Origin of the sequence: Vibrio sp. TBV020 (genome assembly GCF_046056895.1) — a bacterium.
Taxonomy (GTDB): Bacteria; Pseudomonadota; Gammaproteobacteria; order Enterobacterales; family Vibrionaceae; genus Vibrio.
Window position 1 is genome coordinate 711,532 of sequence record NZ_JBEEAQ010000001.1, and the last position, 25,303, is coordinate 736,834.

Here is a 25,303-nt window from a genome sequence, read left to right on the forward strand (position 1 = left end):
TTAATATACGCCGCATAATTACAAAGCTTCAAAAATCAGTTGGCACACAATGGCTTTACCTAAGTTTCTTATTCGAACACTCAGGCCGTACATCATACTATTGGTAATTGGAATGATATATGCGGCATACCAACAACTTAACAAATCTGAGCACAATGCTTATCAACAATCTTACTCGAACCTAAAAACCGGTTCTGAGCTTATTTTCTCTCAAGTCGCAGCAGCAGCCAGTAAGCTTTATCTATTGGATGGAGCCTCTTCGATTTCCGATTTTGACTCAATTGCAAAACGCATTTTAGAGCATACGCCAACATACAGCGACGTCATCTACGTCAATCACGAGACCAATCAATATCGCTCTGTCTTACTCAATTCTACCTCCGCTGAAAAAAGCCCCGACATTACTTGGCGTCCTCTTGATAACATTGCTCCTCACCTCACCGTCTCTTCCATTTATGAAAAATCTCCGAATAAATGGGTGTTTGCCGTTAAATACACACAAAAGAGTCGCAATGAAATTTGGTTGGAGTTCAACTTAAAGTACACCACACAAAGTTTACGTGGGCTTCGTACATTAAATGAAGGCTACGTGTTCGTGGTAGATAATACCTCTGGCAGACTGGTGTTCCACCCTGATCCTGAGCGAATTGGCAGTCCGTCAGTGAGTTATCATGCCGGAATCAGCGAACAGATAAATAGCGGATTACTGTTTGGCAAATATGAGTATTACTATAAAGGGCAGCACAAAATGTCTGTCTACGACGGCGATAACCCGTACAACTGGGTATTTATATCCGGCACCGACCGCTCAGACATTCTCTCTTCTTCTTATCAGTTTTCTTTGACTGCTATCGTTATTGCCTCATTGCTGTTTCTAGCGCTAGTTATTAACTACCTAACCTATCAATTAAATACCAGCTTGGCTGAACTTAACAATAAAGATGAGCTGGTCGATTTCAAACACAACTTAAGAGAGATCCTTGACCGCTTTTGCCATCACAAAGGCGTACAACTCTGCTTCTATGACGCTGACTACGGCCACTTCACTACTGTTGATTACCATGGTAATACCAATGTCGTTCTCAGAGACAAAGACCTCGCAAAACATTTCTCCCCTAGCTCGCTAAGCTACACAGGTAAGCGATATGCCGATCCTTTGGCGAAAAAGCTGCAGATAAACTCTCGCCACTACACCATTCCACTGTTTGATAAAGAGAGTCTGATTGCGGTTATTTACATGCAAACCACTTTTCCGACCTATCGCAGCATTCTACGTATGATCAGAGATTACTCCGAGGTCGCCCTAACTAACCTGCTGCTCCACAAGAAGCTGCGCAGTAAAGATGTCATGACTCACTTAGACAATAAGCTCACGCTAAGAGAAAAGCTCGATAGGCATATTGATAAGGACGATGTCTATTTGGCGATTCTTGATATCGACCATTTCAAACGTATTAATGACAATCTAGGGCATTTAGTTGGCGATCAAGTCATCACACATACCGCTGATTTGATGAGAAAATATTTCCCGAAGCCGAACTCAATCAGTCTGGCGCGTTTTGGTGGGGAAGAGTTCTGCGTACTATTTAGAGCAAATGATGAAAACGACGCTTACGAGCAATGTGAGATGTTTAGACATATGATCGAACAGTCCAAGCTTGTCTGTAATGATGTTCCACTGCAATACACAGTGAGCATTGGTATCACTTTGAACAGAGACAGCCAGCACATCTCTATAGGTCGGGCAGATAAAGCGCTTTATCAAGCCAAAGGGTTGGGGCGAAACCAAGTCGTATTAAATACGTTCCAAGCCTAAACTTATAAGGGAAGTGCACTTCGCACTTCCCTTGGTTACTAAATCACTTAGTTCACATTGTTAATATCAATCACCATAAAGCGAATTTCTGTACTAGATTGCGCTTCATAGATGACACCAAGATCTTCATTGCCTGCAGTCCCTTTGTCTTGCAGCTCAATCAGGTCAGAATAGGCGCTATAACCATCTCTAAACTGAGTTCGCTGAGTGAAATTGTAATTGCCAGCACCATCTTCGACGGCACTCCAAATCGCTAAATCATTTCGGTCAGAGCTCACCGCTGAGTTTCCTTGTGGGCCAGACATCAAGACACGATTATCACCATAGCGAAGCAGACCTATATCAACTTGATCCAATTTAAAGAACAAAGCACCATTGATTGAATTACGTTCTTCTTCGATCATCGTCCAGCTAACACCTTGGTCAGAACTGACAAAGTGATAACGGTTAAAATTCCCCGTACCCGTTACCCCATCATTACGAGCTGACATTAGAAGTCGTCCGTCACTGAGCTCGACCATATCCGCTTCACTTGGCTCGAGTGCATACGTTGGTGTTTGGTTGCCCGCCTGCCAAGTTACACCGTGATCATCACTATAAATAGACACAACAGAGAGTTGAGTAAATGCATCTAAAACAATCGCAGGGAAAATCAATCGACCATTGGTCAACTGGATACCCTGTCCAGGTCCGGCGTTAATGCTCTTCCAACCGGGATCACCTCGACCATTTCTTGCACTGGTTTTCGTCCAACCTTGCTCTGCCGGGTGTTTAATGATCGTTCCATTCACTCGCTCCATCAAACTGGCATCAAAATAGAACTGTTGGCCACCCGCAATGGAAAAGTCTATGGTGTGATAAGCTGACGCCCCCTTAGTTGATGAGCAGCCATTACCCCATGTCACCGTCTTACTTGAGTGACTTTGCCCTGACCAATTCGACGTAACAAGGGTACCATCAACATAGAAGCTGGCTGTGCTACCAGAACCAACGATTTCGTAATCATGGTAAGCAGAAATATCGAAGTCCATTGGGAATTCAAGATTACCGCTATCAGAATACAACACGGCTTTCACTGACTTATCAGCATTCACTTGAAGGTCGGCTAAAAAGCGCTTGCTACCATTACCGTAATACTGAACGTTACAAGCACCATCAGCGACGCGAGAGTTCCAACTCAAGCTCCAACCATCACGACTGGCGTGGTCAATTTGAGCCTGTGAAGGTGTGGCAGACCATGTTGCACGTCCATCTCTGCTGTCCGTGCCGTTAGCCATCCAGTTGACATCTTTAACTTGGTCTAAAACATCAACCGCTGCTGACCAGGTTTGACCATTATCATCACTGGTTCGATAAAATAGCTTATGCTGAGGGTCATCAAACGGAACACAACTGCCGTTTTGAGCGCAGTCGTTATCCCACTTGGTGTAAAAAACAAACATCCGCCCAGTGCTTTGATCAACAAATGGACGCGGGTCCGAATAGGCCTCATTCGCGACTTCATGGATAACGGCGTAGTCACTCCACGTCGCACCGTTGTCTGTAGAGCGACGACTTTTGATGCTCGTAGGATAACCACTGCCAGGATCTTTATTGGAAGCTCGTCCTTCTGCAAAAGCAACTAAAGACCCGTCTTGAGCCACAACAATTGAAGGGATGCGATAGTGACTGCTGCCACCTTCACCACCTTTAAATACCACTACATCTCGTAAATTAGGTGCAACGGCATGTGCGCTCATCGGGGCTAATAGCATCCCAAGAGTCAGTAGTCCACACGCCACTAATCCCTTCTTTTTAAACTGTTCCATCACTGAATGTCCTCTTACTATTTGGTGTTCGACCTACAAGCCAAAGACAAATAAAGGGTGTAAAAAGCCTCTACACCATTGAAATATGGTGCAGAGGAGAATCGTTTGGTCTTTGACTATTTTTTGTGGCGAGAAAGTTATCTATAGGGGGAGGTAACTTATCGCCAAGTTAGTGCGTAACAACTTGATAGAGCTTGTCCTTTACTTCCTTCACCTCCTATTACGTACATTTTATTATTGGTTGAAATAGACACACCGTAAGCAACACCCTCGGGTAGTCGTGAGGTTGTTTGGTGCCACTCGTTGCCATCGAATCGCCATACTTGATTGTTATAGTGCTTGGTCAATCCTTGATGGCTGTACCACTGCCCTTTCAGGAAATTACTTTGACTGCCGATGAAATAAGCGCCACCAGCTGCGATAATTTGCTCATTAATAACGCCACTAAAGTGACCGGCTAAACCTTCATGGCTTTTTTCTACCTGCTGTATTGAAGGTAGCTTTAGAGAACTGAGGCTTCGTGAGGAGTGAAACTCATATCGCTTCGTGTCTAAACTTCGAAGCCCTGGTTTCACTTCACCTTCGATTAGGGTGACCACATTGTTCTGACGGACGATACCTGCACCGCAGTTGGCTGGAAAAATATTCTCCGCGACAAGCGACCACTTCTTCTGAAATGTATCAAACATCCAGATATCTTGATTCCACCCGTACGCTTCAACAGGACGAGACATAAATTCCACCAGCATAGAACGATGTTTTTCCGGCTGAGATTCAGGATCGATTTTTGAAATTGCCGCGAGGAACGTATCAAATGTCTCTTTGCAATATCCCCCGAAAAACAATAACTGGCCCGGCTCAAACTCACATGCCGACGCACCTAATAAACCGATAGGAAGGTGAGTCTCCAATCTGCTCCATTGATTAACTCTTGGGTCATATAAATAACCATCATCAAGAACAACAGGCGCTTGCTCACCGTCCAAGATCCCAGCCCCAGAGAATACATACAGCTTGTCATTACTCACTGTACAAACCGCATCATTTCGAGTCACTCCAGGGAACTCCGCTGCCGTTTGCCAACCTAGTTCAGGGCAATCTAAATCATAAAAAAACAGGCGCTTCCCTGCGCTCCCTAAACCAGCGTAGAGCTTGTTTCCTATCACTCCCCCTACGCCATTTTTCACCCCACATGGTAAAGGTGGAAAATCTTCAATGAGTAACGACATCTAGTAACCCTCTTAATCGGTAATGTCTACTGACGAACCATTCCATGACAGCATGTACACTTTATTACTTGCGCTGCGATCACTCTTCTCACCTCCAGCAATCAATACACCATTGGATGCATTGAATGAGGCACCATAAGCGAGACCTTGAGGCAAGTTATTCACTTGTGCCCACAAGCCTTCTTTTTGAACATAGATTTCTGGATTGAAAGCTTTGCTAAAGCCGTCATGCGCAAACATTTTTCCACTTTCGAAAGCAGACTTAGCACCATGGAAATTAGCACCGCCTGCGACAATCACAACACCATTACTTTCACCTGCAAATGCCCCTGCAACCCCTTCTTGCACATCCGCCGATTTCGGTGCAGGTATTGAATGTAGGCTTTCCCATGGTTGAGCTTGACCAAAGTGATACGCCTTGACTTCAGCCGTTCTCAAACCTGGCTTGATTTCTCCGCTGATTAGGAGCGCTTGTTCATTTTTCGAGACTAAAGCACTGCCACAATTCGGTAGGTAAGGCGACTGGCCAAGGTCATTCCACTTACCCGTTTCAGGCTTGTAACTTATGACTTGGCGATTCCATTTATAATCGGTGGGCTTCATACCCATATAATCATCAACGATCTTCTGCCATGCTTCAGGGGCAGCTTTTTTGTCCGTTGTTAGAACGTCATGGAGATATTGGTCGAAGTACGCTTTGTTATAGCCCCCGAAGAACACCACTTGTTTTCCGTCCGGTGAATAGGAAGCGGCACCGAGCAAGCCAACTGGAGCGGTTGTGTTCGCTTTTGCCCAAGAGTCTGACGCAACATCGTATCGATATACACTATCGAACAAGATAGGAGCAGGGTCAGATGCATTGATTTTACCCGAACCACCAAATACATAAATTTCATTACCAATCACGGATGCCGTTGCGCCACTTCGAGCTGGTCCGCTGAAATCCGCCTTCTTTTGCCAACCTAAATCCAAATTGTTCAGATCGAGCATATAGAAGTCTTGCCCCGCAGAGCCAAGTCCAACGAAAACTTTATCGCCAGCTTGAGCTCCAATACCACTCTTGATACCTACTGGAAGATCTGGCCATTCACTGGCAGCAAATGCATGAACACTCAACACCAGAGAAGCAGCAAGCAAAGGTGTATGAAGTATTGAGGTTTTGATAGTCATTATTGTTATTTCCTTATTGGATGACCCTACCACTCATTCGGTCATGGATTAGCGCTCCTAGCCTAGGTGCGCCTTTGTACAAAATTCATACTAATTATTGATCAATGAAAAAATATTTCTTTGATCAACTTAGCAATAAAAAATATTTTCACCATTAAATAAAAGAAAAGCCCATCGAAATGATGAGCTTTGTATAATAGTTATAAAAATCAGTACAATAGACTTACTTCATCAGAGGAAGAACGACCTCTGCAGTTTCCATTACTGATTCAGAATATTCAGGATAACTGTCTAGCAATGTATTAATCAGTGCATCAACCAAAAGTAGCGCCCCTACCTTTGATGCGAAAGCACCACCAGTCAATGGTCCCTCAGGTCTCGCTGCAACTAATAGTTCATCAGAGATCGCTGAGAGCGGGCTGTGACTAATATTAGTAAGCGACACCACAGGCACTCCTCGTCGGTGCGCTTGCGTTGCAGCATGAAGCACCTCTTTAGTCGAACCTGAGCTTGATACAGAAAACCACATGTCTCCTGCCTCGCTTCGGCCTGCACTCATTGCTGCTAAGTGTGTGTCTTCGTACATGATGGCTTTTTTACCAATACGTACTAATCGATAAGCTAGATAACGCCCAACGATACTTGACGCACCAACACCGACACAACCAATAAACCGCGAGCTATGGATTAATTCACATATCCGTGCCAACGATTTACGATCGATCAGCTTAGCGGTGTCTTGAAGACTATCAACTGCACTTTGTGCTGAAATATCGCAGATATCACCTTCAACAGGAGCTTGGTTTTTAGAAGCAGTCTGGCTTAAGTCGACAGCCAAAGCCATTCTAAAATCAGAGTATCCTTTGTAGCCCATATCGCGACACAAACGTACGACCGTCGCTTCACTCGTTTGGGTGTTACGAGCTAGATCCGTAATGGTTTGGAACTGAACGTCATGAGCATTCTCAAGTACGTAATCCGCTACTAGTCTTAGTTTTTTACTCAACGGCTCAATATTAGAACGCAATCGAACCAATAGATTTTTAGGCGAATTCACTAGGGCCTCATAGAGTTTGTTTGGCTAAGCTAAAAGTATCAAAGACCTTCGAACATTGACACCAAATCTCGAAGATTTCATCCGAAAATCCTTGAAGTCAGAGGAGGAAAGCCTCCCCCGATTCCTTTAAAGAGACATGAAACCTGCGTCACGCATCTTCGCGACAACATCAGCTTTCTGTTTCTCTGTCAGTGCACGAATTGGTTGTCTAGGATCGCCTGCATCAATACCATGCAATTGCATTGCAACTTTACCTGCTGCCACACCACCATACTCAACCAGCACGCGAATAATCGCGATCACCTTATCCATTAGTGCTGCAACTTCATCATGCTTGCCTTGGTTAAATGCTTCGATGATTTTCAAGTAAAGTGGCGCTGCATAGTTGTAGGTACTACCAACCGCACCGACTGCGCCAACTGCGAGACCTGCTGGTAAAAATTCATCCACACCAAAAGGAATATCAAACTTACCGCCCGATACACGAACACATCGTTGATATTCGTAAAGATCAGCGTTGTTGAACTTCGCTCCCGACAAATTCGGAATGCGCTGCTCACCTTTAATCAAGAATTGTTCGAGATCTAGGTTTACTCCAGACATGCCTGAGTGGTAGTAGTAGAAACCCTTAGATGGTGCTGCTGCAGCGATTTGCGCGCAATACTCAACAAGGTCATCAACACTTCCTGGTTTAAAGAAGCAAGGACCAATCGCCGATGTTGCTAAAATGTCCAGAGTCTCAGCGTGCTCAGTTAAGTTAAGCGTATCTACAATACTCAAAGCACCTGTGTGTAGAATCAGATCCAACTTACCATCTGCCGCTTTAACCCAACGCTCCGCAATTGCTTTACGCTCTTCTACTGAACAATGGATACCTTCGCCTGTTGTTCCACAGACATAAGCCCCTTTCACACCTTGTTCAATCAGAAGTTCGGCAATTTGGTCAATTGCAGCAAAATTGACTTTGTTGTTTGCATCGAACGGCGTATGCGGAGCAGCAATAAGACCAGTTAACTTTTTCATTTTAAATACCTTTAATAATTATTTTTCTACTGTCCGTAGCCCAAGAAGATTTCAGGAAGCAACAGAGTAAATTGTGGGAATACAGCAACAAGCGAAAGTACGATAAATAGCGGCACAAGCAATGGAATAACGCCGCGCGTTAACACGTGGAAAGGTATGTCACCGACACGTGATACAACGTATAACGCCATACCCATCGGCGGAGTCAAAATGCCGATCATAAGGTTCAAGATAGCCATTACACCAAAGTGAACAGGGTCAATACCTACAGCGCCAGCAACAGGTACCAAGAAAGGAACCAGAAGAAGCAATAGTGCTAGTGACTCAATAAACGTACCCAAGAACAGTAGGAGTAAGTTGATCAATAGAAGTAGAACAAGTGGGTTGTCACTGATTGTTAGGAAGTAATCAGCAAGCATTTGTGGCAATTGTTCACGAGCAACAATCCAACCAAATACGGTAACACCCATGACCATTAGCGCAACAACAGCGGTGGTATTGACCGTTTCTCTTAAGATTTCAACAAAACCGCTTAGCGTCAGTTGTTTGTACACTACGGTACCTAAGAACAAAGCGTATAAAGATGAAACGACTGCCGCTTCCGTAGGCGTGAACTTACCAGAGAAGATACCACCAATAATGATGACCGGAGTCAGTAACGATAGAAACGCTTCTTTAAACGATTTTAGCTGCGCTTTACGTGATGCACGCGGCAATGTCATGTAACCACGCTTTTTACAAATAAAGTAGCTCATTGTCATTAGAGCGGCACAGCACAATAGACCAGGTATCGCACCTGCTAAGAATAAAGCACCGATGGAAGTGTTTGACACTACACCATAAATGACCAAAGGAATTGAAGGGGGAACCAATGGACCAATAATACAAGATGCAGCGGTCAAACCACCGGCGAAATCATCGTCATACTTTGCATCACGCATCGACTTAATTTCGAGTTGTCCTAGACCACCAGCGTCAGCCAAAGCAGAACCTGACATACCTGAGAATAGGAGGCTGGCCATGATGTTTACGTGGCCTAAACTGCCCGTAATATGACCCACCATAGACTTAGCAAAATTAAAAATTCGCTCTGTAATACCCGCACTATTCATTAAGTGGCCAGTCAGTACGAAGAACGGAACAGCTAACAATGTAAAGTTGTCGATACCACCCAACATCTGCTGAGCGGCAAAATTGATACCTGTGCTGTTGGTGACGAGTAAAAACACCAACGCGACGAAAATAAGCGAAAAGCCTACTGGCATACCTGCAAACAGCAGCCCTAGCCAGCCAAAAATTGAACCTGCCATAAGGATTCCCTACCTCTGTGCCATTTGCGAGTTAGATGCTTGCGCACCTTTAGAACAACTAAAAAGTTGCTTTGATAGTCCAAACATTTTTTCAAGCTGCCTGAACACCATAAATAAGCCACCCAACGGAAGGCTGTAATTCATCCAGCTGCTTGATACGCCTAATGTAATCAATTCAAAAAAAGCGGTGCGCTGAACGTGTTGATAGCCTAAGTAAACAATGGCAAAAATAGACAACAGAACAGCCAGTTCGAGGGATAGCACCAAAGCTAAACGAACTCTTTCCGGCAACTTATCTGAGAAAAAGGTGATGTTGACGTGAGTACTGCGTTTAATCGCAATCGCACAACCAATTAACGACATATACATAAACAGAACTCGGGCGAGTTCTTCACTCCAAAGAGAAGGATCATTCAATAACCAACGCGTACCAATCTGCCAGGTCAGAACGACCAAAAGCACCACCATTAAAGGTACGGTGATGATCTCTTCAATATTTTCAATTATCTTCTTAAACATCTTGAGCTCCATGGCTGGCCAAAGGTGGCCAGCCTGAATAGTCGAAATAAACTGACGGGTTTATTTCCTTACATTGCCGCTAGCTTCTTAACTACTGGTTCGCCGATTTTCTCTTCAAATTCTGCGTACAGTGGCTGCATTGCTTCACGGAATGGCGCAAGTTCTGGGTAAGTCACATTGACGCCTTCTTTCTCGAAGAATGAGATGAGATCCGCTTCTTGTTGTTTCACAGATGCCGTATGCGCTGCTCCAGCTTTTGCTACTGCTTTGCTCACGATATCTTTTTCTTCAGCTGATAGTTTTTGCCATGTCGGTTCAGAAATGATCACCATTTGGTCATTAACGATATGATTCGTCATCGCCAAGTTGCCTTGAACTTCGTAGAACTTCATGGTTTTGATGGTTGGTAACGGGTTTTCTTGGCCATCAACAGCGTTAGTTTGCAGTGCTAGGTAAACTTCTGAGAACGCCATTGGTGTTGGTGAAGCGCCAGACAGTTTTGCATAATTTAGGTTCGGCTTAGCATTTGGAACACGTAGTTTCAGACCTTTGAAGTCTTCAATGTTATTAAGAGGGCGGTTAGATGTCGTTTCACGTGTGCCGTTGTACCAAGTGTCAAGTGCACGCCAGTTGAACTTAGTCAGCATCTCTTCACGAACACCTTGACCAAATTCAGAGTCAAACATACGACGCAAATGATCGTAGTCGCGTGCAACATAAGGTAGCGTTACTGCTTCAGCACGTGGAATCCAAAGGCCCATACGGCCAAATTCTGCATAAGTGATATCCAAATCACCCATACTTAGCTGTTGAAGCATCGCTCGGTCATCACCTAGCTGGGCACTTGGGTACAGTGCAAGCTTCAACTCGCCATTACTCATCTCTTCAATGGTGTCAGCTAACAACTTCGCTGATGTGTATTCGACAGAACCAACAGAAGCTTGCATGCCCATTTTTAGCGTCGTTTCAGCATTAACTGTAGCAACGCAACCAAGAGCCAGCATAGCGATAGTAAGTTTGTTGATGGCTTTCATATTATTCCCTTTTTATTCGATTTTTACCTTGTTTCACCAATTTCAAAAAAAACTTTTATTTTGTTTGAAAAAAATCTTCGTTATGGATTATTATTGCCGTGAAGATTATTTTCAAACCAACTTTTTACAAAATGTGATCGCGGACAAAAATTCGCCAGAGTTATCAATTGGCAGACTGATTAGACGAATTGTGATGGATTGTTTTTCTCCCATCATTCCGCAACTCAACGCTTAATTTATGAGGCCCGTCGTGAGAACAAAAAATCTAAATATCAATGAATTAAAGTCATCCTTGCTAGGTCAAACCGTTGTTTCTATCCAACCCGTTGTTGGCAGTCCGTTAGAAAAAACAGAATTTATCGTTGCGATGGCATTAGCCGCAGAGCAAGCTGGAGCAAAAGCATTACGAATTGAAGGTGTCGAAAATGTCGCCGCTGTTTCTGCAGCCGTGAGTGTACCAATAATTGGAATTGTGAAACGTGACTTGCAGGACAGTCCTGTTCGCATCACACCTTTTGCCAGTGATGTTGATAACCTTGCTAATGCGGGTGCAACCATTATTGCCTTTGATGCGACAGATCGCGTTCGTCCCGAAAGCCGCGAACACATAGCACAAGCCATCAAGAATTCAGGGTGTTTTGCCATGGCAGACAGCTCATGCTTCGAAGATGGGAAATGGGCGCACGAACAAGGCGTTGAGATCATTGGATCAACTTTGTCTGGTTATGTTGGAGAGACCGAGCCTACCGAACCAGATTTGCAACTGGTTAAGCAGTTTTCACAAGCCGGTTTCTTTACAATGGCTGAAGGTCGCTACAACACACCAGAGATGGCAGCTCAAGCAATTGAAGCGGGGGCAGTAGCAGTAACGGTCGGTTCGGCAATCACCCGTCTAGAAGTAGTGACCAATTGGTTTAATTCAGCAACACGAGCCGCAGGGGAGCAAGCATGCGCACACTAGCCATTGATATTGGTGGAACCAAGGTCGCTTTAGGTATCGTCGAAAACGACGAACTTATAGAACGCGCTCAGATCCCTACACCACAAGCTGAGAGTGCGGATCAATTTGCTCAAGCAATTCTCGCCTCAGCTGATCAGTGGTTAGCCAATATAGAAAACATTGGAGTCTCCACAACAGGGCTAGTAACAAAAGAAGGTATTTCAGCCATCAACCCTGATACCCTCGCCTTTCCTAGCCCATTTCCTCTTGCTCATGCACTTGAAACACTCACTAACAAGCCGGTTTCCATGCTCAATGACGCACAAGCAGCAGCTTGGTATGAATTTATCAAACTTGATACTCCGGAAAAGAATATGGCGTTTATCACTGTATCGACTGGTGTTGGTGGCGGTATTATCATTGACGGAAAGCTTCATAGTGGTCAATCCGGACTGGCTGGGCATATAGGGCATATTTCTATCGATAGACAAGGACCTAAATGTGGTTGTGGCCAAACAGGGTGCGTCGAAGCAATCGCTTCTGGTACTGCGATTAAAAAGGCGAGCGATGCTGAGTTTGTTCCGCCGATCAGTAATATCGAACTGTTTGAGCAAGCTGATCTTAACCCTAAGGCTGAAACGATCATACTTCATAGTGCCGATGCAATTGCAACTCTATGCTGTAATCTGAAAGCTACGTTAGATTTAGATGTCGTTGTACTCGGCGGAGGCGTAGGTTTAGCTAGAGGTTACTTAGACCGTGTGAAAAAAGCCATTCAGTCTCGTCCGGATGCGTTCCAAGTTCCCGTTATCGAAGCGGTAGGTAATTACGATGCTTGCTTGCTGGGTGCAGCATATCAATTTAAGGAGTAATCAATGGGACTCAAAGCCATCTCGGCCCCACGAATTTTTGACGGGAAGCAATATCATTCGGACGCTGCATTAGTTTGGAATGATGAACATATCCATTCAATCGTCCCTATCTCAGAGCTCAATGACAACATTGAACATCAGCACTTTGCCGATGCGCTCATTACTCCTGGGTTCATTGATATTCAAGTCAATGGTGGCGGCGGTGTGATGTTCAATAATGATATAACCCCAACAGGCATCGACGTTATATGTTCAGCACATAGAAAACACGGCACGGCCTATTTACTACCGACATTAATCAGCTCAACACCTGAAAAGATTCAATTGGCGCTCAATGCAACGCAACAAGGAATGAGTGACAAAATCGCTGGCCTACTGGGTGTGCACCTTGAGGGTCCTTGGCTTAACAAAGACAAAAAAGGGGCTCACGATCCCAACTTGTTCTATGCACCAAGTGCGGACGATCTCAGCCAATTTACTTGGCCAAGCCAGGGCAAAGTGCTTGTCACAGCAGCCGTTGAGAATATTGAGCCTAGCGCTCTTCGTTGGATGAAAGAACACAATTTCACTCTGTCGTGCGGCCACAGTAATGCTAAGACCTCACAATTGACAGAAGATAAGCTTGCTTTGGTTGATGGATTTACGCATCTATTCAACGCAATGTCGCCATTTGAAGGAAGAGAGCCCGGCGTTGTCGGCACGGCACTCAACACCGATAAAGCATGGTGTTCAATCATCACGGACAATATCCATGTCCATCCACAAAGCTTCCTACTGGCTCACAAAGCCAAGCCTCAAGGCAAAATGTTGATTGTTACTGATGCAATGGCAACCGTTGGCAGCGAAAAAGATTACTTTGAGCTTGATGGCGAAGTGATCAGTGTGGTGGATAATAAGTTGGTCAACAGCCGAGGAAACCTTGCAGGTGCGCACATTGGTATGGACGAGTCAGTCGCTAATGTTATTGAATGGGGTATCGCGGAAGATGAAGCGTTGAAAATGGCCTCAACTTATCCTGCCCAAGCACTGCAATGCGACAAGCTTGGCACACTTGAGAATGGCTCTCGCGCTTCGGCCACGGTATTAGGCAGCGAATATCGAAGCCGCGCTGTGCTAGTCGATGGAAAACTATATTAAAAAGGAGGCCGTTGCCTCCTTTTTTTGTTTTACCTAATCAGCTTTGCGATCAGTAGTACCGCGCCAGATAAGCAAAGTGCCATTCCTAGATCTTGCATTGATCCTACTACCGATAAGCCAAGGCCAATCATCAAATAGTACATTAACCCAAACAATGCTCCAGCACTGCCAGCTTGCGCTTTATAGTGAATCAAAGCTCCACTCAATAAATTCGGTATGCCAACTCCGAACGCCGCAACAATCAGTAGCATTGGTATTAACAGCCACAAACTCGATTGTAGCGACCATACACCTATTGCTCCTACAAGCGCTCCTATGACAGCCAACCAAATCAGTCGGCTTGAAGACCACTTACGCTGCAGTAGCGACTTATTGGCTACGCTTCCCATAAATGTTCCTAGCGCGAGAACCACACCACTATAACCAAATTGCTGGCTGCTCAGCCCCATCGACTCGAAGACAAATGGACCTTGGAGATAGTAGCTAAATAAAGCGATGTTAAACCCAGCAACCATGATCGCATCTAACCAAATATTCTTATCTGTACACATTTGTCTCGCTAGGCCAACTAAGTCAGGCTGACTGATATGTGTAGGTTTTGTCTCTGGCAGGGACTTACCACAAATTAGGATAAGGGTAACTGCGAGCAAAGATAGAGCAGTGAATACACCTTGATAACCAGCAAAGTCTGAAAGTATCCCACCTGACATCAAACCCACTACTGGGCTGATCGAAATACCCATCCCCATGTAACCAAATACTTTGGCCAACCTTGGCCCATCATAACTATCACGGAGCATGGTTTGTGTCACCACAGAGCCAACTGCTGCACCAAAAGCGCTCAATGCTCTAAACAGCATTAAATGTTCAAATTGGGTCGAGAACACCGCACCTATTGCGGCCAACCCATAAACGAACAATCCCAATAACATTGAGTATCTGCGCCCTAGGTAGTCGGCCACTCCCCCCCAGAAAACAACGCCAATAGCAAATGCACTAAAATAAATTGATAACGTATGGCCTGCGATCGTACTACTCACTTCAAACGCTTGAGCGATATGAGGCAATACCGGGCTATAGATGGTTTCGACAATTTGAGGAAACATCATCAGCCCTACCATTAACCATACCGAAGGGGCTCTATTCATCTCTTACTTACTCAGTTTCTAAAAAGTGAGCGCAGTTTAAATAAAGCTGATAGAGTCCATATAACAACATTAAAACAAAAAATTTCAAGATAAAGACAAATGGCACGGATTGATGAATCAACCTCTTTTAATCTAGATGGGCTATCTGGCTCGGTAATTGGCATTGCGGCTAGCATTGGCAAACATGACTCTGGCATGCATTCACACGACAAAGCCCAATTACTTTATGCCCCTAAGGGATGCATTAGCATTCAACTTGAGGCAACTAAAAGTGTATTGCCACCCACTCGCGCGGCGTGGATTCCAGCCGGCGTGCAACACTGCGCCAGAATGAATAATGTCGTTGAATACCGTTCACTCTACTTTTCCGACTCTACCGCACCACAGATTGACCAAATACGAATTGTTGAGGTCTCCCCTTTACTTCAAGCCTTAATTGAACGCATGGCTTTCTGGCAATGGGACAAGCCAGAGAACGAAATGAGCAATACGTTAGCCCTGTTTATCGAAGAGTTAAATCAAGCTCCTGAACAGTCACTTTCCTTACCTATGCCAAGCGACCCAAGACTTAGAAATTGGCTTGAAAGACTTACCCAACCGGGTCAAATTGCGCCCTCTCTCAATCAGCTTGCCGAGCAGGTAGGGGCTAGCAGTAAAACCATAAGTCGAATATTTGACCGAGAGACAGGCATGCCCTATCAATCATGGCGTCAGCAATGGCGATTACTGAGAGCGATAGAACTATTGTCACTAGGGCTACAGGTTAATGATGTTGCCTATCAACTCGAGTTTTCTAGCGATAGCGCTTTTATCACTTTCTTCAAACAACAAACGGGCTCTACGCCCTTCCAATATTTACACTCATCTGCTTGATTAAATAGGTTTTTACTCCAACAATGTCGATATTGATAAGGAGAAAATCATGCCTGAGAAAATTTCCACAACTGCGCTGGCTAAGCTGCGAGAATTAGACGTTAAGCAGCTGTTTAACGATTTGAAAACCGCGGGCTATATAAACCGTTCAGAGGAAAGTTGGGTACTGACTGAACTAGGCAACAAGTTTGGCGGAGAATACGCCAATCACCCCAAATTCGGACAATTCATTGTGTGGCCAGAAAACCTGCTTATCGATTCCGACGCCACAAGCGGAAAAACATTAAGTGCCACTCAAATTGGGCAACGCTTCTCACTGAGCGCTAAAAAGATAAATCAATTATTACAAGAGCTTGGTTGGATTGAGAAAACGCAATTGGGCTGGACTGTCACCGCCTCAGGGCTAACCGTCGGTGGATATCAGCGAGAAGACAAAGAAAGCGAACAAAAGTTTGTGGTGTGGCATGACTCTATCGTGCGCAATAAACGCTTAAAACAATCTGTCGTCGAATTCTCAGGCCAAGATGCCGAGGCTCATGCTACTGATAAGTCCTTATCCAGTTTTAGGCAGAAATTTGAAGCTAAGCATCGCACCTTAGACGGTCACTACGTTCGCTCTAAAGGTGAGCTCATCATAGATAATTGGCTGTATATGAATGGAGTGGTTCACGCTTATGACCGTCAGCTTCCTATTGAACAAGATGTGTTAAGTGATTTTTATCTGCCAACAGGTAAAGTTTACCTTCAGTTCTGGGGTAATGACGCTGGAGCAATATCAGAAAAAGAACAACGGGCAATCCGCCAAGTGTATGAAAAACACAACTTTGCCTTGATTGAAGTCCTACCCGACGAAATTTCAAAACTCGACGAAGTGTTACCTTCTAGGTTGAAAGCATTTGGTATAAAAGCCTATTAACCTATGTAAGATAGTCATTAGTCACCACTTTGAAGACCCGTTAGTATAACGCCATCAGCACGGAGGCTTACATGGCAAAAGACTTATTCGCAAACCTAGACCTTAACTTGTTGCGGACCTTCATTATTCTTCATCAGGAAAGAAATATGCGCAAAGCAGCAGAGCGCCTATTTGTTTCTCAACCTGCAGTGAGTAAAGCCTTGCAGCGACTTAGGGATCACTTTGATGATGAACTGTTTGTCAAAACACACACGGGCTTACGAGCGACTGAGTATGCGAATACATTAGCCGATAGTATTTCACCGCTGATTGATGAACTATCCAGTGCGATTAACGCTTCTACCGAATTTGAACCCCATGAATTAACTGGTACATTGAAGGTGGCTTTGGCCCCGTTTATCCTGAGCTCATTCGCCAGTGAGATCTTTAGTGCTATTCGTTCTCAAGCACCAAATGTACAAGTTCATTTGCTGAACTGGTCGAAAAGCACAATGCAAGAGATCATCAATAATGAGGTTCAGTTAGGGGTACACTATGAAATTAGTCATGCGCCTAAAGAGCTCATCGCCAAGAAAATTGCTCAAGACAGCTTTAGTGCGTATATCCGCAAAGATCACCCTTACGACCAAGACACGATTTCACTCGACTCTGAGTTCAATTTTGAGCTCGCGACCATCATCGCCCCCGACTGGAATTCAAATCGCTCTTTTGCTGAGAAGATGTTAGATATGCGCGGCATTGCCCCTCGCATCGCTTTTCGTTCAGAGCTCCCATCTGCGGTTATCGATGTCGTCCTAAACTCTGACATGATGTTTCCAGGCTCTAGTTTGGCAAACATAGAAAAACTCGACAAGCTTCGCCGCTTACCAATCTTAATTGATAACACAGCACTTACTCCCAATGTCTACGCCTACTATCACCATAAAAACAGGCAAAACGAGACCATGCTATGGCTCAAACGGATTATTGAAGAGACTATCTCGGGTTAATAGTTAACCACTCAATCAACTGACTTACCCTCTCATTTTCCCCATGATGAGGGTTCAACAAATGATAGCCAAAGCCGGAATGTACCGACGCCTCAAATGGTTGAATCAAACGCTTTAGTTTTAGATCTTGCTCAGCCAATGTCAGGTCGCCTATTGCCATGCCAAATCCTTGCTGTGCGGCGTTCATAGCCTGATCAAGCGTAGCAAACGTCTGGTTACCTCTCCCCTTTAGATGGGAATGCCCGCGCGACGCTAGCCACATCGACCAATCAGACTGCTCTGAGTTAGCGTGCAACCATGTGAAGTGCTTGAGAGCCTGAGACTCTTCAAGTTTTGGCTCGATTTGGTTCCACAACTCTGGAGAACATACAGGGGCAAGAATCTCATTGAATAGCAATGTTTGTTCTACCGTCTTACTGCGGAGTGGTTTTCCATAACTAACGATGAGATCGAAGTTATCAAAGTTGGGTACTGCTTGATGTTTGGTTGTCGAAGTCAGTTCAACATTCGTTTCCGGGTAAGCTTGCTGAAAGTTTGCCAAACGAGATAACAACCAGTTTGTAATACAACTCGGCGCACTCATCTTTATCCGGTTGGCACTCTGCGCAACTTCTCGAATAGACAGTTGAAGGCGAGTGATAATATCTTCCGCAAGAGGTATGAATTTCGCGCCTTCAGGAGTCAATGCTAAGCCTCTTGCCTGACGATAAAACAGAGCTACGCCCATTATGCTCTCTAATGTTTGAATCTGTCGGCTAATTGCACCCTGAGTCATGTTCAAAGATTCTGCTGCATGAGTAAAATTCAGGTGCTGAGCAGTAGCCAAGAAAGCTTGTAGGTTTTTCGTCGACGGTAATCTCATACTCATCATCTTACTATCCATGATTTTTTTGCATGGCTAGTATGCCTTTATTTCGATTTTTCAAAAAGCATTTAGTGACTAAATTATCTCTTATAGAGCAAACTTAGTTAGTTTAAATTCATTTGAATGACTAACTATGCGTAAATGGATAATTATAATGACGTCAATTGCAGAGAAAGTCGCACCAGAAAGCATAAAAAAATTAATACCTTATCAATCTGCTCGTCGGATTGGTGGTTCTGGGCGATTGTGGTTAAACGCTAACGAACTGGAGCAGCCACTTCATTTTACTGAGCATCAGTCTGACTTACATCGTTACCCAGACTTCTTGCCACACGATATATCTGCTGCTTATCAAGACTACTGTGGCACTACTCAACCGGCATTAGCGGTTCGTGGCGCAGACGAAGCAATCGATTTACTTATTCGCACATTCTGTCAGCCTGGCAAAGACAAAATTGCACAATGCTCCCCAACCTACGCTATGTATGATTTTTGTGCGGAATCACTCTCCATCAGCACTATCGACTGCCCTTTGCTTGCACCGGACTTTTCTCTGGATGTGGACAGTGTTGTAAAAGCGGCTGATGATGCGAATCTCATTTTCTTGTGTTCTCCAAACAACCCTACAGGACAACTGCTACCGAAGAAGACCATTGAGGAAGTGCTACAGCGCACTCACGACAAAGCTTTGATAGTGCTGGACGAGGCATATATTGAGTTTGAACTGGAACAAAGTGTCGTAGACCTAATTGACCAATACCCGAATCTGATTGTTATCCGAACCCTGTCCAAAGCTTTTGGGTTGGCGGCGGTACGCTGTGGATTTATTATCGCGTCGCAAGAGGTTATGCAATTTGTCCTAAAGCTCGTTCCTCCTTACCCAATGCCCGACAGCTCTGCCGAGATCGTATTAAAAGCACTGAGTAAAGAAGGGTTAGAACAAGTCAGCGCTTCAACCCAAGCATTGATTGCAAACCGCGAGAATTTCGTCCAACGCATTCAACACTTAGATTGGATTGAACGCGTTTACCCATCTTCCACTAACTTCGTTTTGATTCGCACGCAACCTCACTTAAAGCTATTCGACTACTTACTTGAGCACGGCGTAGTGACACGTAACCAAGGGCATGAGCCAAGCCTGAAACACTGCGTAAGAATCACCATAGGAACAGAAAAAACCATGCAAGAGGTCGCCGAAATCATTTGCAACTTTTCTGACACGCTGAGACCATCAACTGAAAATAATAAGGACATTACTCATGAACAAAATGCTTAGTGCGATCGCTTGTGCTGCCGCTTTGATTTCTGCACCAGTACTGGCAAAGGAAGTTCGTCTTGCTTCGGATTTCACTTACCCACCGTTCAACTACATGGACAAAAGTGGCAAACCTGTTGGCTTTGATATTGAAATTGCAGATGCACTTTGCGAAGAAGCTAAACTTAACTGCACATGGGTATCTCAAGGTTGGGATGCTCTTATTCCAAGCCTACTTTCGCGAAAGTCTGATGTCATTATGGCATCGATGCGAATTACCGAAGATCGTAAGAAGAAAGTTCTATTCACCAACAAATATTATCAGACGCCTGCTCGATTTGTAGCAGCGGAAGGCACCAACATTGAACTCACGCAACAAGGCTTGAAAGGCAAAGTCATCGGTGTTCAAAGTGGGACAATTCATGACCGTTACGTGACAGATAAGTTTGGCGATGTAGCGAACATTAAGCGCTATAGTGGTCAAGACGAAGTATACATCGATATGACCAACGGTCGCTTAGACCTCACCTTTGGTAACTCAGATCAGCTAGCTTTAGCATTCTTAGACAAAGACCTTGGCAAAGGATTTGAATTTATCGGCAAAGCAGTCACAGACAAAGCTTACATCGGTGAAGGGACTGCGCTTGCACTAAGAAAAAATGACAAAGCACTCGCAGAGCAATTTAACCAAGCCATCAAGACCATCCGAGACAATGGTACTTACGATAAAATCGCAGCGAAGTACTTTTCATTCGATATCTACGGTGAAGAGCTTTAATTAATGCCTAACGAAAAGACCCGCTATACATCGCGGGTCTTTTTATTGGAAGTTACTTGAGGTTTGAGTAACGAGCCATTGCAGCTTGTTCTTTTGGCACCACCGTTTTGCCGATTGGTGCGAGTGAGATATACGCGAGCTTCAAGTGCTGCAACGCGAATGGGATACCAATGATGGTAATAAAGCACGCCACCGCTGACATGATATGGCCAATAGCGAGCCAGATACCTGCCAGTAGGAACCAAACAACATTACCGATGGTACCAAGTGGGCTCGTACCTATATCCATCTCTTTGGTTAATTCATCACGGCTAATCACTTCTTGACCAAACGGGAAGAAAGAGAAGTTACCGATAACGAAACAGGCCCGTCCCCATGGGATACCTATAATACTGATGAAGCAAATCAAACCGACTAGCCACCAAGCTAATCCCATGATTACACCACCACACAAAAACCAAATTATATTGCCAAGAATTCTAAGCACTTTGTCTCTCCTTTAGAAAACCAAGCTGAAGATAACTAACCGTAAACAGGCTGGTAGTGTTCTACAGTTGGGAATGGGTCATAAAAATGGTGTAAAAGAGCCTTCCATTCCTGATATTCAGCAGACTGCCTAAAGCCCTGCTCGTGGTCTTCCAATGTTTGCCAATTCACCAATAAAATATAGCGACTTGGATTCTCAATACAACGTTGAAGCTGATGCGATACATACCCGCTCATACTTGAAATAATTGCCTGAGCTTTCGCGAAGTTCTGTTCAAATTCCTCTTCTAAATTCGGCTTCACATCTAAGATTGCGACTTCCAGTATCATGGTTTTTCCTTAACGTAAGATGAATGAAGTAATTTTATTGCAGTCCCTGCCACACCGCCGTCGCCCCACTAATCGAACAAAGTAACAGCGCACCAGTGCGAATTTTTTCTTTTGGTAACGACTGAGTCGTCAATCTCGCCAACTTATAGCCCATCCAAGATGCAGGAATAAGCGGAATGGTAATCCATACATGATGAAGCGTTAAATACCCTGCGGGCATCTGAATGATCAAAGAGATCATAGAGCTAAACACAAAGAAGGCTGACAAATTACCGCGCAATTGATTTGCTTCCTGATGCTGCAGCAGTAATGCCATTGGTGGGCCACCTATCGCAGAACTGGTACCAAAGAAACCTGAAAAGAAGCCCGCTACGCCCATTCTCACAGGTGTGGGTTCTATACGAAATGGCAATAAGCTGACCACGACAGCAAACAGCACAAGTACGCCAAGCCATAAAGCAAGTAAGTCTGTCGAAACCATAACAAGTAATACGCCACCCGCTATTGATCCGGGAACTCGACCTATCAGTGCCATTTTTAATCCACCGATTTCGACGCTCTCTCTATGCTTTAGAGCATTTAGAATCGAGATAAACAGCGCCACAATACAGATTGGGGCAGGTACATAGTCCGGAGAGACAAGAAACAATAAAGGGGCAGCAACAATCGCTAGTCCAAAGCCAATCGCAGTCTGAACAAAAGAGCCTAAAAAAATGAGCAAGGCTGCGATCAATGCTTCGGAAGTCATCCATTCAGCAAGCATATGTGTAAGATATATAAGAATAATGTCTGACCATGATAATCGAATTGGTTAATAAAGTGGCACACTATTCTTGCTTGCTCGTCATATTATTTTTCACCCATCATAAGGATTCGATTTGCTCTAGATACTGCTCCGCCTTAGTTAAGGTTTCACCCTGCAGATCTGTGTTCATTTTATCCCATGAACGATAAATCATCCCTATACGAGGATTTTGGGAAAGCCTCTCTCGATGTTTGATCATAAAGCGCCAATACAAACTGTTGAATGGACAAGCGTCCTGCCCAATTTTTTCTTTCACCTTGTAATGACAACCTTTGCAGTAGTCACTCATTTTATTAATGTAAGATCCGCTCGCCGCATAAGGTTTCGTTGCAACAACTCCGCCATCGGAGAAAAGGGCCATTCCACGAGTATTGGGCATCTCTACCCATTCAATCGCATCAACGTAAATACCTAAATACCATTCATCAACCAAGCTAGGCTCAATCTCGGTGATCAAACAGAAGTTACCAGTGACCATCAAACGCTGGATATGATGAGCGTAACCAAATTCCAAAGATTGTGAGATTGCTTGACTCAGGCAACGCATCTTCGTTTCCCCGCTCCAGAAATAGTCAGGAAGCTTACGCTGCGCTGATAAGTGATTCTTCGTTGCGTAATGCGGCATATTTGCCCAATAAACAGCGCGAATATACTCTCTCCAACCTAATACCTGCCTTATAAATCCTTCCACTTGAGAAACATCGATCTGTTTATTGGCTGCGTAGGCAGACAAAGCGGCGTCAATCACTTCAAGCGGTCGCAACATCTTACTATTAAGAGAGAATGAAAGGCGGCTATGATACAGACTCCAGCGACTTGGATGTTCAGACGTCATTGCATCTTGGAAGCGACCAAATAGCGGTAAACACACTTGGCAAAAGTGAGCGAGTAAAGACAAGCTCTGGTTACGATTAGTCGGCCAAAGCAGATGACTGTCAGTCTTGCCAATGGTATTGATACTATGCCGCTCTAGTCGTTCTATGTGCGGACGAATATCAGTGCTAAAAAGTAATGGGGTTGGAAGTACATCAATATCTTGTGGCTTAAGCTTGTTACGATTGTTCGCGTCGAAGTTCCATTTACCTCCTAGCGGCTTGCCGTCTTCCATAAGAATATCGAAGCGCTTCCTCATTCGTCGGTAAAAATGCTCCATCATAATGTGTTTATTCGGTGCAAATTGCTGCGAAATCTCAGAAAAAGGCAGCAAAAAGTGCTCACTTTCTACTTGTACAACATCACAATTGTCTAACTCAAATTCACAGAATGCCTTGGCCAAACGATATTCATCAGGTCTTTGGTATTCAAACTTTGTTGCTCTGGCTTTATTAACCATATCAGCACAAAGCTCACAGACCGACTCGTAACGTTCAGTTTCATCTAAGGTGAGGTAGATTACCTGATGACCATCATGTCTTAGCTCATTCGCGAAATTCTCCATCGAAGCAAAGAAGGCACACACTTTTTGAACGTGGTGTTTCGCATAACTTGCCTCTTGGTGCAGCTCCGCAATCACATACAGAATTGAATCATTCGAGGTAGCAAACCAAGTATGGTTGTGATCAAGCTGATCACCAAGAATCAGACGAACGGTATCAAACTTCATTTCGGCCTCTTATTTGTCTGCTTGGTTAATGACAATTGGCCAATCGACCATATCAACTAAATCCGTCAGCCCGCAGCCCACAGCGCCACACCAACGGCTAATAAATGCTCCCTCGGGGTCATAAAGCTCAGTCTGCTTTTGCAAGTTAAACTGCCTAGAACCATTAATATCAGCCCCCACGCCAGCAAGATATTGCCAATTACCCCAGTTTGAGCCCACGTCATAATCAAGCAATTGCGTTTCAAAATAGGCCGCGCCATATCGCCAGTCGATACCGAGTTCATGTATCAAACAACTCGCGGCGAGTTGACGTCCTCGATTTGAGAGGTAACCATTTTCACGTAACTGATTCATGCACGCATTCACGATTGGAAATGCTGTTCTTCCCTCTTTCCATTGTTTAAATCGTTGAGGGTAAAAAGTGGTCAGAGGCTTGTTGCCTGTAAGCCCATCAAATTGAAACAACCGGCATTTATGTTTGCGCCCATACCAGTAAAAGTATTCTCGCCACAACAACTCAAAATAGATCCAATACGTAGAATCATTTTGTCCGTTTTGCGCTTCATACTGTTTTAAGCTTGTGTAGATTCGCAGTGGACTTAGACAACCAAGCGCGAGCCAAGGTGAGAACTTGGTCGAATAAGTCAGTCCATCCAAACCATTGCGCGTTAATTTGTAGGTTGAGGGTAGTTCTGATGAAAAGTATCGCTCACAATGCGCTAGTCCCTCAGACTCCCCGCCACGAAAGTAGTCTTCAACGGAATCGTTAAAAGCATCTATTGCTGTTTTATTGTCTGAAGTTGCAAGTTGGGCTGAAGGCAGGAACAAAGGCGTGATTGCAGATTCTATTTTCTTTCTAAATTGCGTAAAGGTCTTTGGCAAATCATCTAGGCCGAAGGGTAAGTCCTCTTCTTGAAACAAAGAACTATTGCTAAGTTGCACCACTTTCAGATCCTTGAACTGAGACTTGATCGCTTCAATGATCGCCTGTTCATCATGGCCCGAACTATGGCTGCAAAACAGATGGGTAGGTTCATTCTGTTCTATAGCCGTCGAAATTGATGCTTTTAAAGAGCCCTTAAATGGCAACAGAGTGAGCCCTTTTTCGCCCAATCGTGCTGCTACCTCCTCGACGGATTGCCTTATATAACGTTGCTTAGCCATCCCCAAGTGACTCTCTTGCGAGAAGTGACCAAGGAAGCGGGTCAATTCAGGATAGACATAGCAGCAAACCAATTCGTCAACGTGTTCAAGAGCCAACTCTAGCAATGCGTTGTCATGGATTCGCAAATCATTGGTAAACCAGTACAACCCTTTCGTTTTAGTCAAAGTCTTTTCCT

At 44.4% G+C, this 25,303-nt stretch carries 24 protein-coding genes; 9 read left to right on the top strand and 15 right to left on the bottom strand.

Translation table 11 applies throughout. From position 1 onward, the window contains the following. The first annotated feature begins 112 nt into the window (after positions 1-112). Positions 113-1,816, top strand: a complete 1,704-nt coding sequence (locus AAFX28_RS02975; protein WP_408685483.1) for a diguanylate cyclase — start codon at positions 113-115, stop codon at positions 1,814-1,816. A gap of 47 nt (positions 1,817-1,863) precedes the next feature. Here the strand turns inward: AAFX28_RS02975 and AAFX28_RS02980 are convergent, their stop codons facing one another. The 8 genes from AAFX28_RS02980 to AAFX28_RS03015 form a co-directional block, all read right to left on the bottom strand. After that, positions 1,864-3,624, bottom strand: a complete 1,761-nt coding sequence (locus tag AAFX28_RS02980; RefSeq protein WP_408685485.1) for an exo-alpha-sialidase — start codon at positions 3,622-3,624, stop codon at positions 1,864-1,866. A 158-nt stretch (positions 3,625-3,782) separates the two neighbouring features. Further along, a complete protein-coding gene (locus AAFX28_RS02985; RefSeq protein ID WP_408685487.1) occupies positions 3,783-4,853 on the bottom strand; it encodes a YjhT family mutarotase in 1,071 nt (356 codons plus the stop codon). A gap of 12 nt (positions 4,854-4,865) precedes the next feature. Continuing rightward, positions 4,866-6,023, bottom strand: a complete 1,158-nt coding sequence (locus AAFX28_RS02990) for an N-acetylneuraminate epimerase (RefSeq protein WP_408685489.1) — start codon at positions 6,021-6,023, stop codon at positions 4,866-4,868. A gap of 223 nt (positions 6,024-6,246) precedes the next feature. Next, positions 6,247-7,080: a MurR/RpiR family transcriptional regulator gene (locus AAFX28_RS02995; protein WP_408685491.1), complete on the bottom strand. Its 834-nt coding sequence runs from the start codon at positions 7,078-7,080 to the stop codon at positions 6,247-6,249. Between the two features lie 126 nt (positions 7,081-7,206). Then, a complete protein-coding gene (locus AAFX28_RS03000; protein ID WP_408685493.1) occupies positions 7,207-8,103 on the bottom strand; it encodes a dihydrodipicolinate synthase family protein in 897 nt (298 codons plus the stop codon). Between the two features lie 26 nt (positions 8,104-8,129). Further along, complete coding sequence (gene siaM / locus AAFX28_RS03005) at positions 8,130-9,413, bottom strand: sialic acid TRAP transporter large permease SiaM (protein WP_408685495.1); 1,284 nt, start codon at positions 9,411-9,413, stop codon at positions 8,130-8,132. 9 nt (positions 9,414-9,422) lie between these two features. Then, positions 9,423-9,944, bottom strand: coding sequence for a TRAP transporter small permease (locus AAFX28_RS03010; RefSeq protein ID WP_408685497.1), 522 nt, complete (start codon positions 9,942-9,944; stop codon positions 9,423-9,425). A 56-nt stretch (positions 9,945-10,000) separates the two neighbouring features. Continuing rightward, positions 10,001-10,966, bottom strand: a complete 966-nt coding sequence (locus AAFX28_RS03015; protein ID WP_408685498.1) for a sialic acid TRAP transporter substrate-binding protein SiaP — start codon at positions 10,964-10,966, stop codon at positions 10,001-10,003. Positions 10,967-11,204: 238 nt separating this feature from the next. Between AAFX28_RS03015 and AAFX28_RS03020 the strand changes: the two genes are divergently transcribed. Genes AAFX28_RS03020 through nagA form a run of 3 tightly spaced genes read left to right on the top strand, consistent with a single transcriptional unit; the run spans position 11,205 to position 13,915 of the window. Then, positions 11,205-11,927 carry a putative N-acetylmannosamine-6-phosphate 2-epimerase gene (locus AAFX28_RS03020; protein ID WP_408685500.1) on the top strand — a complete coding sequence of 241 codons (723 nt, stop codon included), beginning with the start codon at positions 11,205-11,207 and terminating at the stop codon, positions 11,925-11,927. Further along, a complete protein-coding gene (locus tag AAFX28_RS03025; protein ID WP_408685501.1) occupies positions 11,915-12,778 on the top strand; it encodes an N-acetylmannosamine kinase in 864 nt (287 codons plus the stop codon). The genes AAFX28_RS03020 and AAFX28_RS03025 overlap by 13 nt, the downstream gene beginning before the upstream one ends. A gap of 3 nt (positions 12,779-12,781) precedes the next feature. Continuing rightward, complete coding sequence (nagA, locus tag AAFX28_RS03030; protein WP_408685503.1) at positions 12,782-13,915, top strand: N-acetylglucosamine-6-phosphate deacetylase; 1,134 nt, start codon at positions 12,782-12,784, stop codon at positions 13,913-13,915. A 29-nt stretch (positions 13,916-13,944) separates the two neighbouring features. Here nagA and AAFX28_RS03035 read toward each other — a convergent pair whose 3' ends face one another. Further along, positions 13,945-15,063, bottom strand: a complete 1,119-nt coding sequence (locus tag AAFX28_RS03035) for a multidrug effflux MFS transporter (protein ID WP_408685505.1) — start codon at positions 15,061-15,063, stop codon at positions 13,945-13,947. 99 nt (positions 15,064-15,162) lie between these two features. Between AAFX28_RS03035 and AAFX28_RS03040 the strand changes: the two genes are divergently transcribed. The 3 genes from AAFX28_RS03040 to AAFX28_RS03050 all read left to right on the top strand — a co-directional run bounded on the left by AAFX28_RS03040 (position 15,163) and on the right by AAFX28_RS03050 (position 17,841). Next, complete coding sequence (locus AAFX28_RS03040; RefSeq protein WP_408685507.1) at positions 15,163-15,936, top strand: AraC family transcriptional regulator; 774 nt, start codon at positions 15,163-15,165, stop codon at positions 15,934-15,936. 49 nt (positions 15,937-15,985) lie between these two features. Beyond that, positions 15,986-16,852, top strand: a complete 867-nt coding sequence (locus tag AAFX28_RS03045; RefSeq protein WP_408685509.1) for a glycerol kinase — start codon at positions 15,986-15,988, stop codon at positions 16,850-16,852. A gap of 71 nt (positions 16,853-16,923) precedes the next feature. Next, positions 16,924-17,841 carry a LysR family transcriptional regulator gene (locus AAFX28_RS03050; protein WP_408685510.1) on the top strand — a complete coding sequence of 306 codons (918 nt, stop codon included), beginning with the start codon at positions 16,924-16,926 and terminating at the stop codon, positions 17,839-17,841. Here the strand turns inward: AAFX28_RS03050 and AAFX28_RS03055 are convergent. After that, positions 17,828-18,709: a LysR substrate-binding domain-containing protein gene (locus AAFX28_RS03055; RefSeq protein ID WP_408686809.1), complete on the bottom strand. Its 882-nt coding sequence runs from the start codon at positions 18,707-18,709 to the stop codon at positions 17,828-17,830. The two genes, AAFX28_RS03050 and AAFX28_RS03055, sit on opposite strands and share 14 nt — an antisense overlap. 151 nt (positions 18,710-18,860) lie before the next feature. Here AAFX28_RS03055 and hisC point away from each other — a divergent pair, with 151 nt between their 5' ends. After that, a complete protein-coding gene (hisC, locus tag AAFX28_RS03060) occupies positions 18,861-19,982 on the top strand; it encodes a histidinol-phosphate transaminase (protein WP_408685512.1) in 1,122 nt (373 codons plus the stop codon). Then, on the top strand, positions 19,966-20,739 hold the full coding sequence (locus tag AAFX28_RS03065; protein WP_408685513.1) for an ABC transporter substrate-binding protein: 774 nt from the start codon (positions 19,966-19,968) through the stop codon (positions 20,737-20,739). Before hisC ends, AAFX28_RS03065 begins: the two co-directional genes overlap by 17 nt. Before the next feature lie 52 nt (positions 20,740-20,791). Here AAFX28_RS03065 and AAFX28_RS03070 read toward each other — a convergent pair whose 3' ends face one another. The 5 genes from AAFX28_RS03070 to AAFX28_RS03090 all read right to left on the bottom strand — a co-directional run bounded on the left by AAFX28_RS03070 (position 20,792) and on the right by AAFX28_RS03090 (position 25,292). Next, positions 20,792-21,226, bottom strand: a complete 435-nt coding sequence (locus AAFX28_RS03070) for a YccF domain-containing protein (protein ID WP_408685515.1) — start codon at positions 21,224-21,226, stop codon at positions 20,792-20,794. A gap of 35 nt (positions 21,227-21,261) precedes the next feature. Continuing rightward, positions 21,262-21,555: an antibiotic biosynthesis monooxygenase family protein gene (locus AAFX28_RS03075; protein WP_408685517.1), complete on the bottom strand. Its 294-nt coding sequence runs from the start codon at positions 21,553-21,555 to the stop codon at positions 21,262-21,264. A 34-nt stretch (positions 21,556-21,589) separates the two neighbouring features. After that, on the bottom strand, positions 21,590-22,318 hold the full coding sequence (locus tag AAFX28_RS03080) for a sulfite exporter TauE/SafE family protein (protein WP_408685519.1): 729 nt from the start codon (positions 22,316-22,318) through the stop codon (positions 21,590-21,592). Positions 22,319-22,418: 100 nt separating this feature from the next. Next, positions 22,419-23,963, bottom strand: coding sequence for a cryptochrome/photolyase family protein (locus AAFX28_RS03085; RefSeq protein ID WP_408685520.1), 1,545 nt, complete (start codon positions 23,961-23,963; stop codon positions 22,419-22,421). Between the two features lie 9 nt (positions 23,964-23,972). Further along, positions 23,973-25,292 carry a DASH family cryptochrome gene (locus tag AAFX28_RS03090; RefSeq protein WP_408685522.1) on the bottom strand — a complete coding sequence of 440 codons (1,320 nt, stop codon included), beginning with the start codon at positions 25,290-25,292 and terminating at the stop codon, positions 23,973-23,975. Between the last annotated feature and the right edge of the window lie 11 nt (positions 25,293-25,303).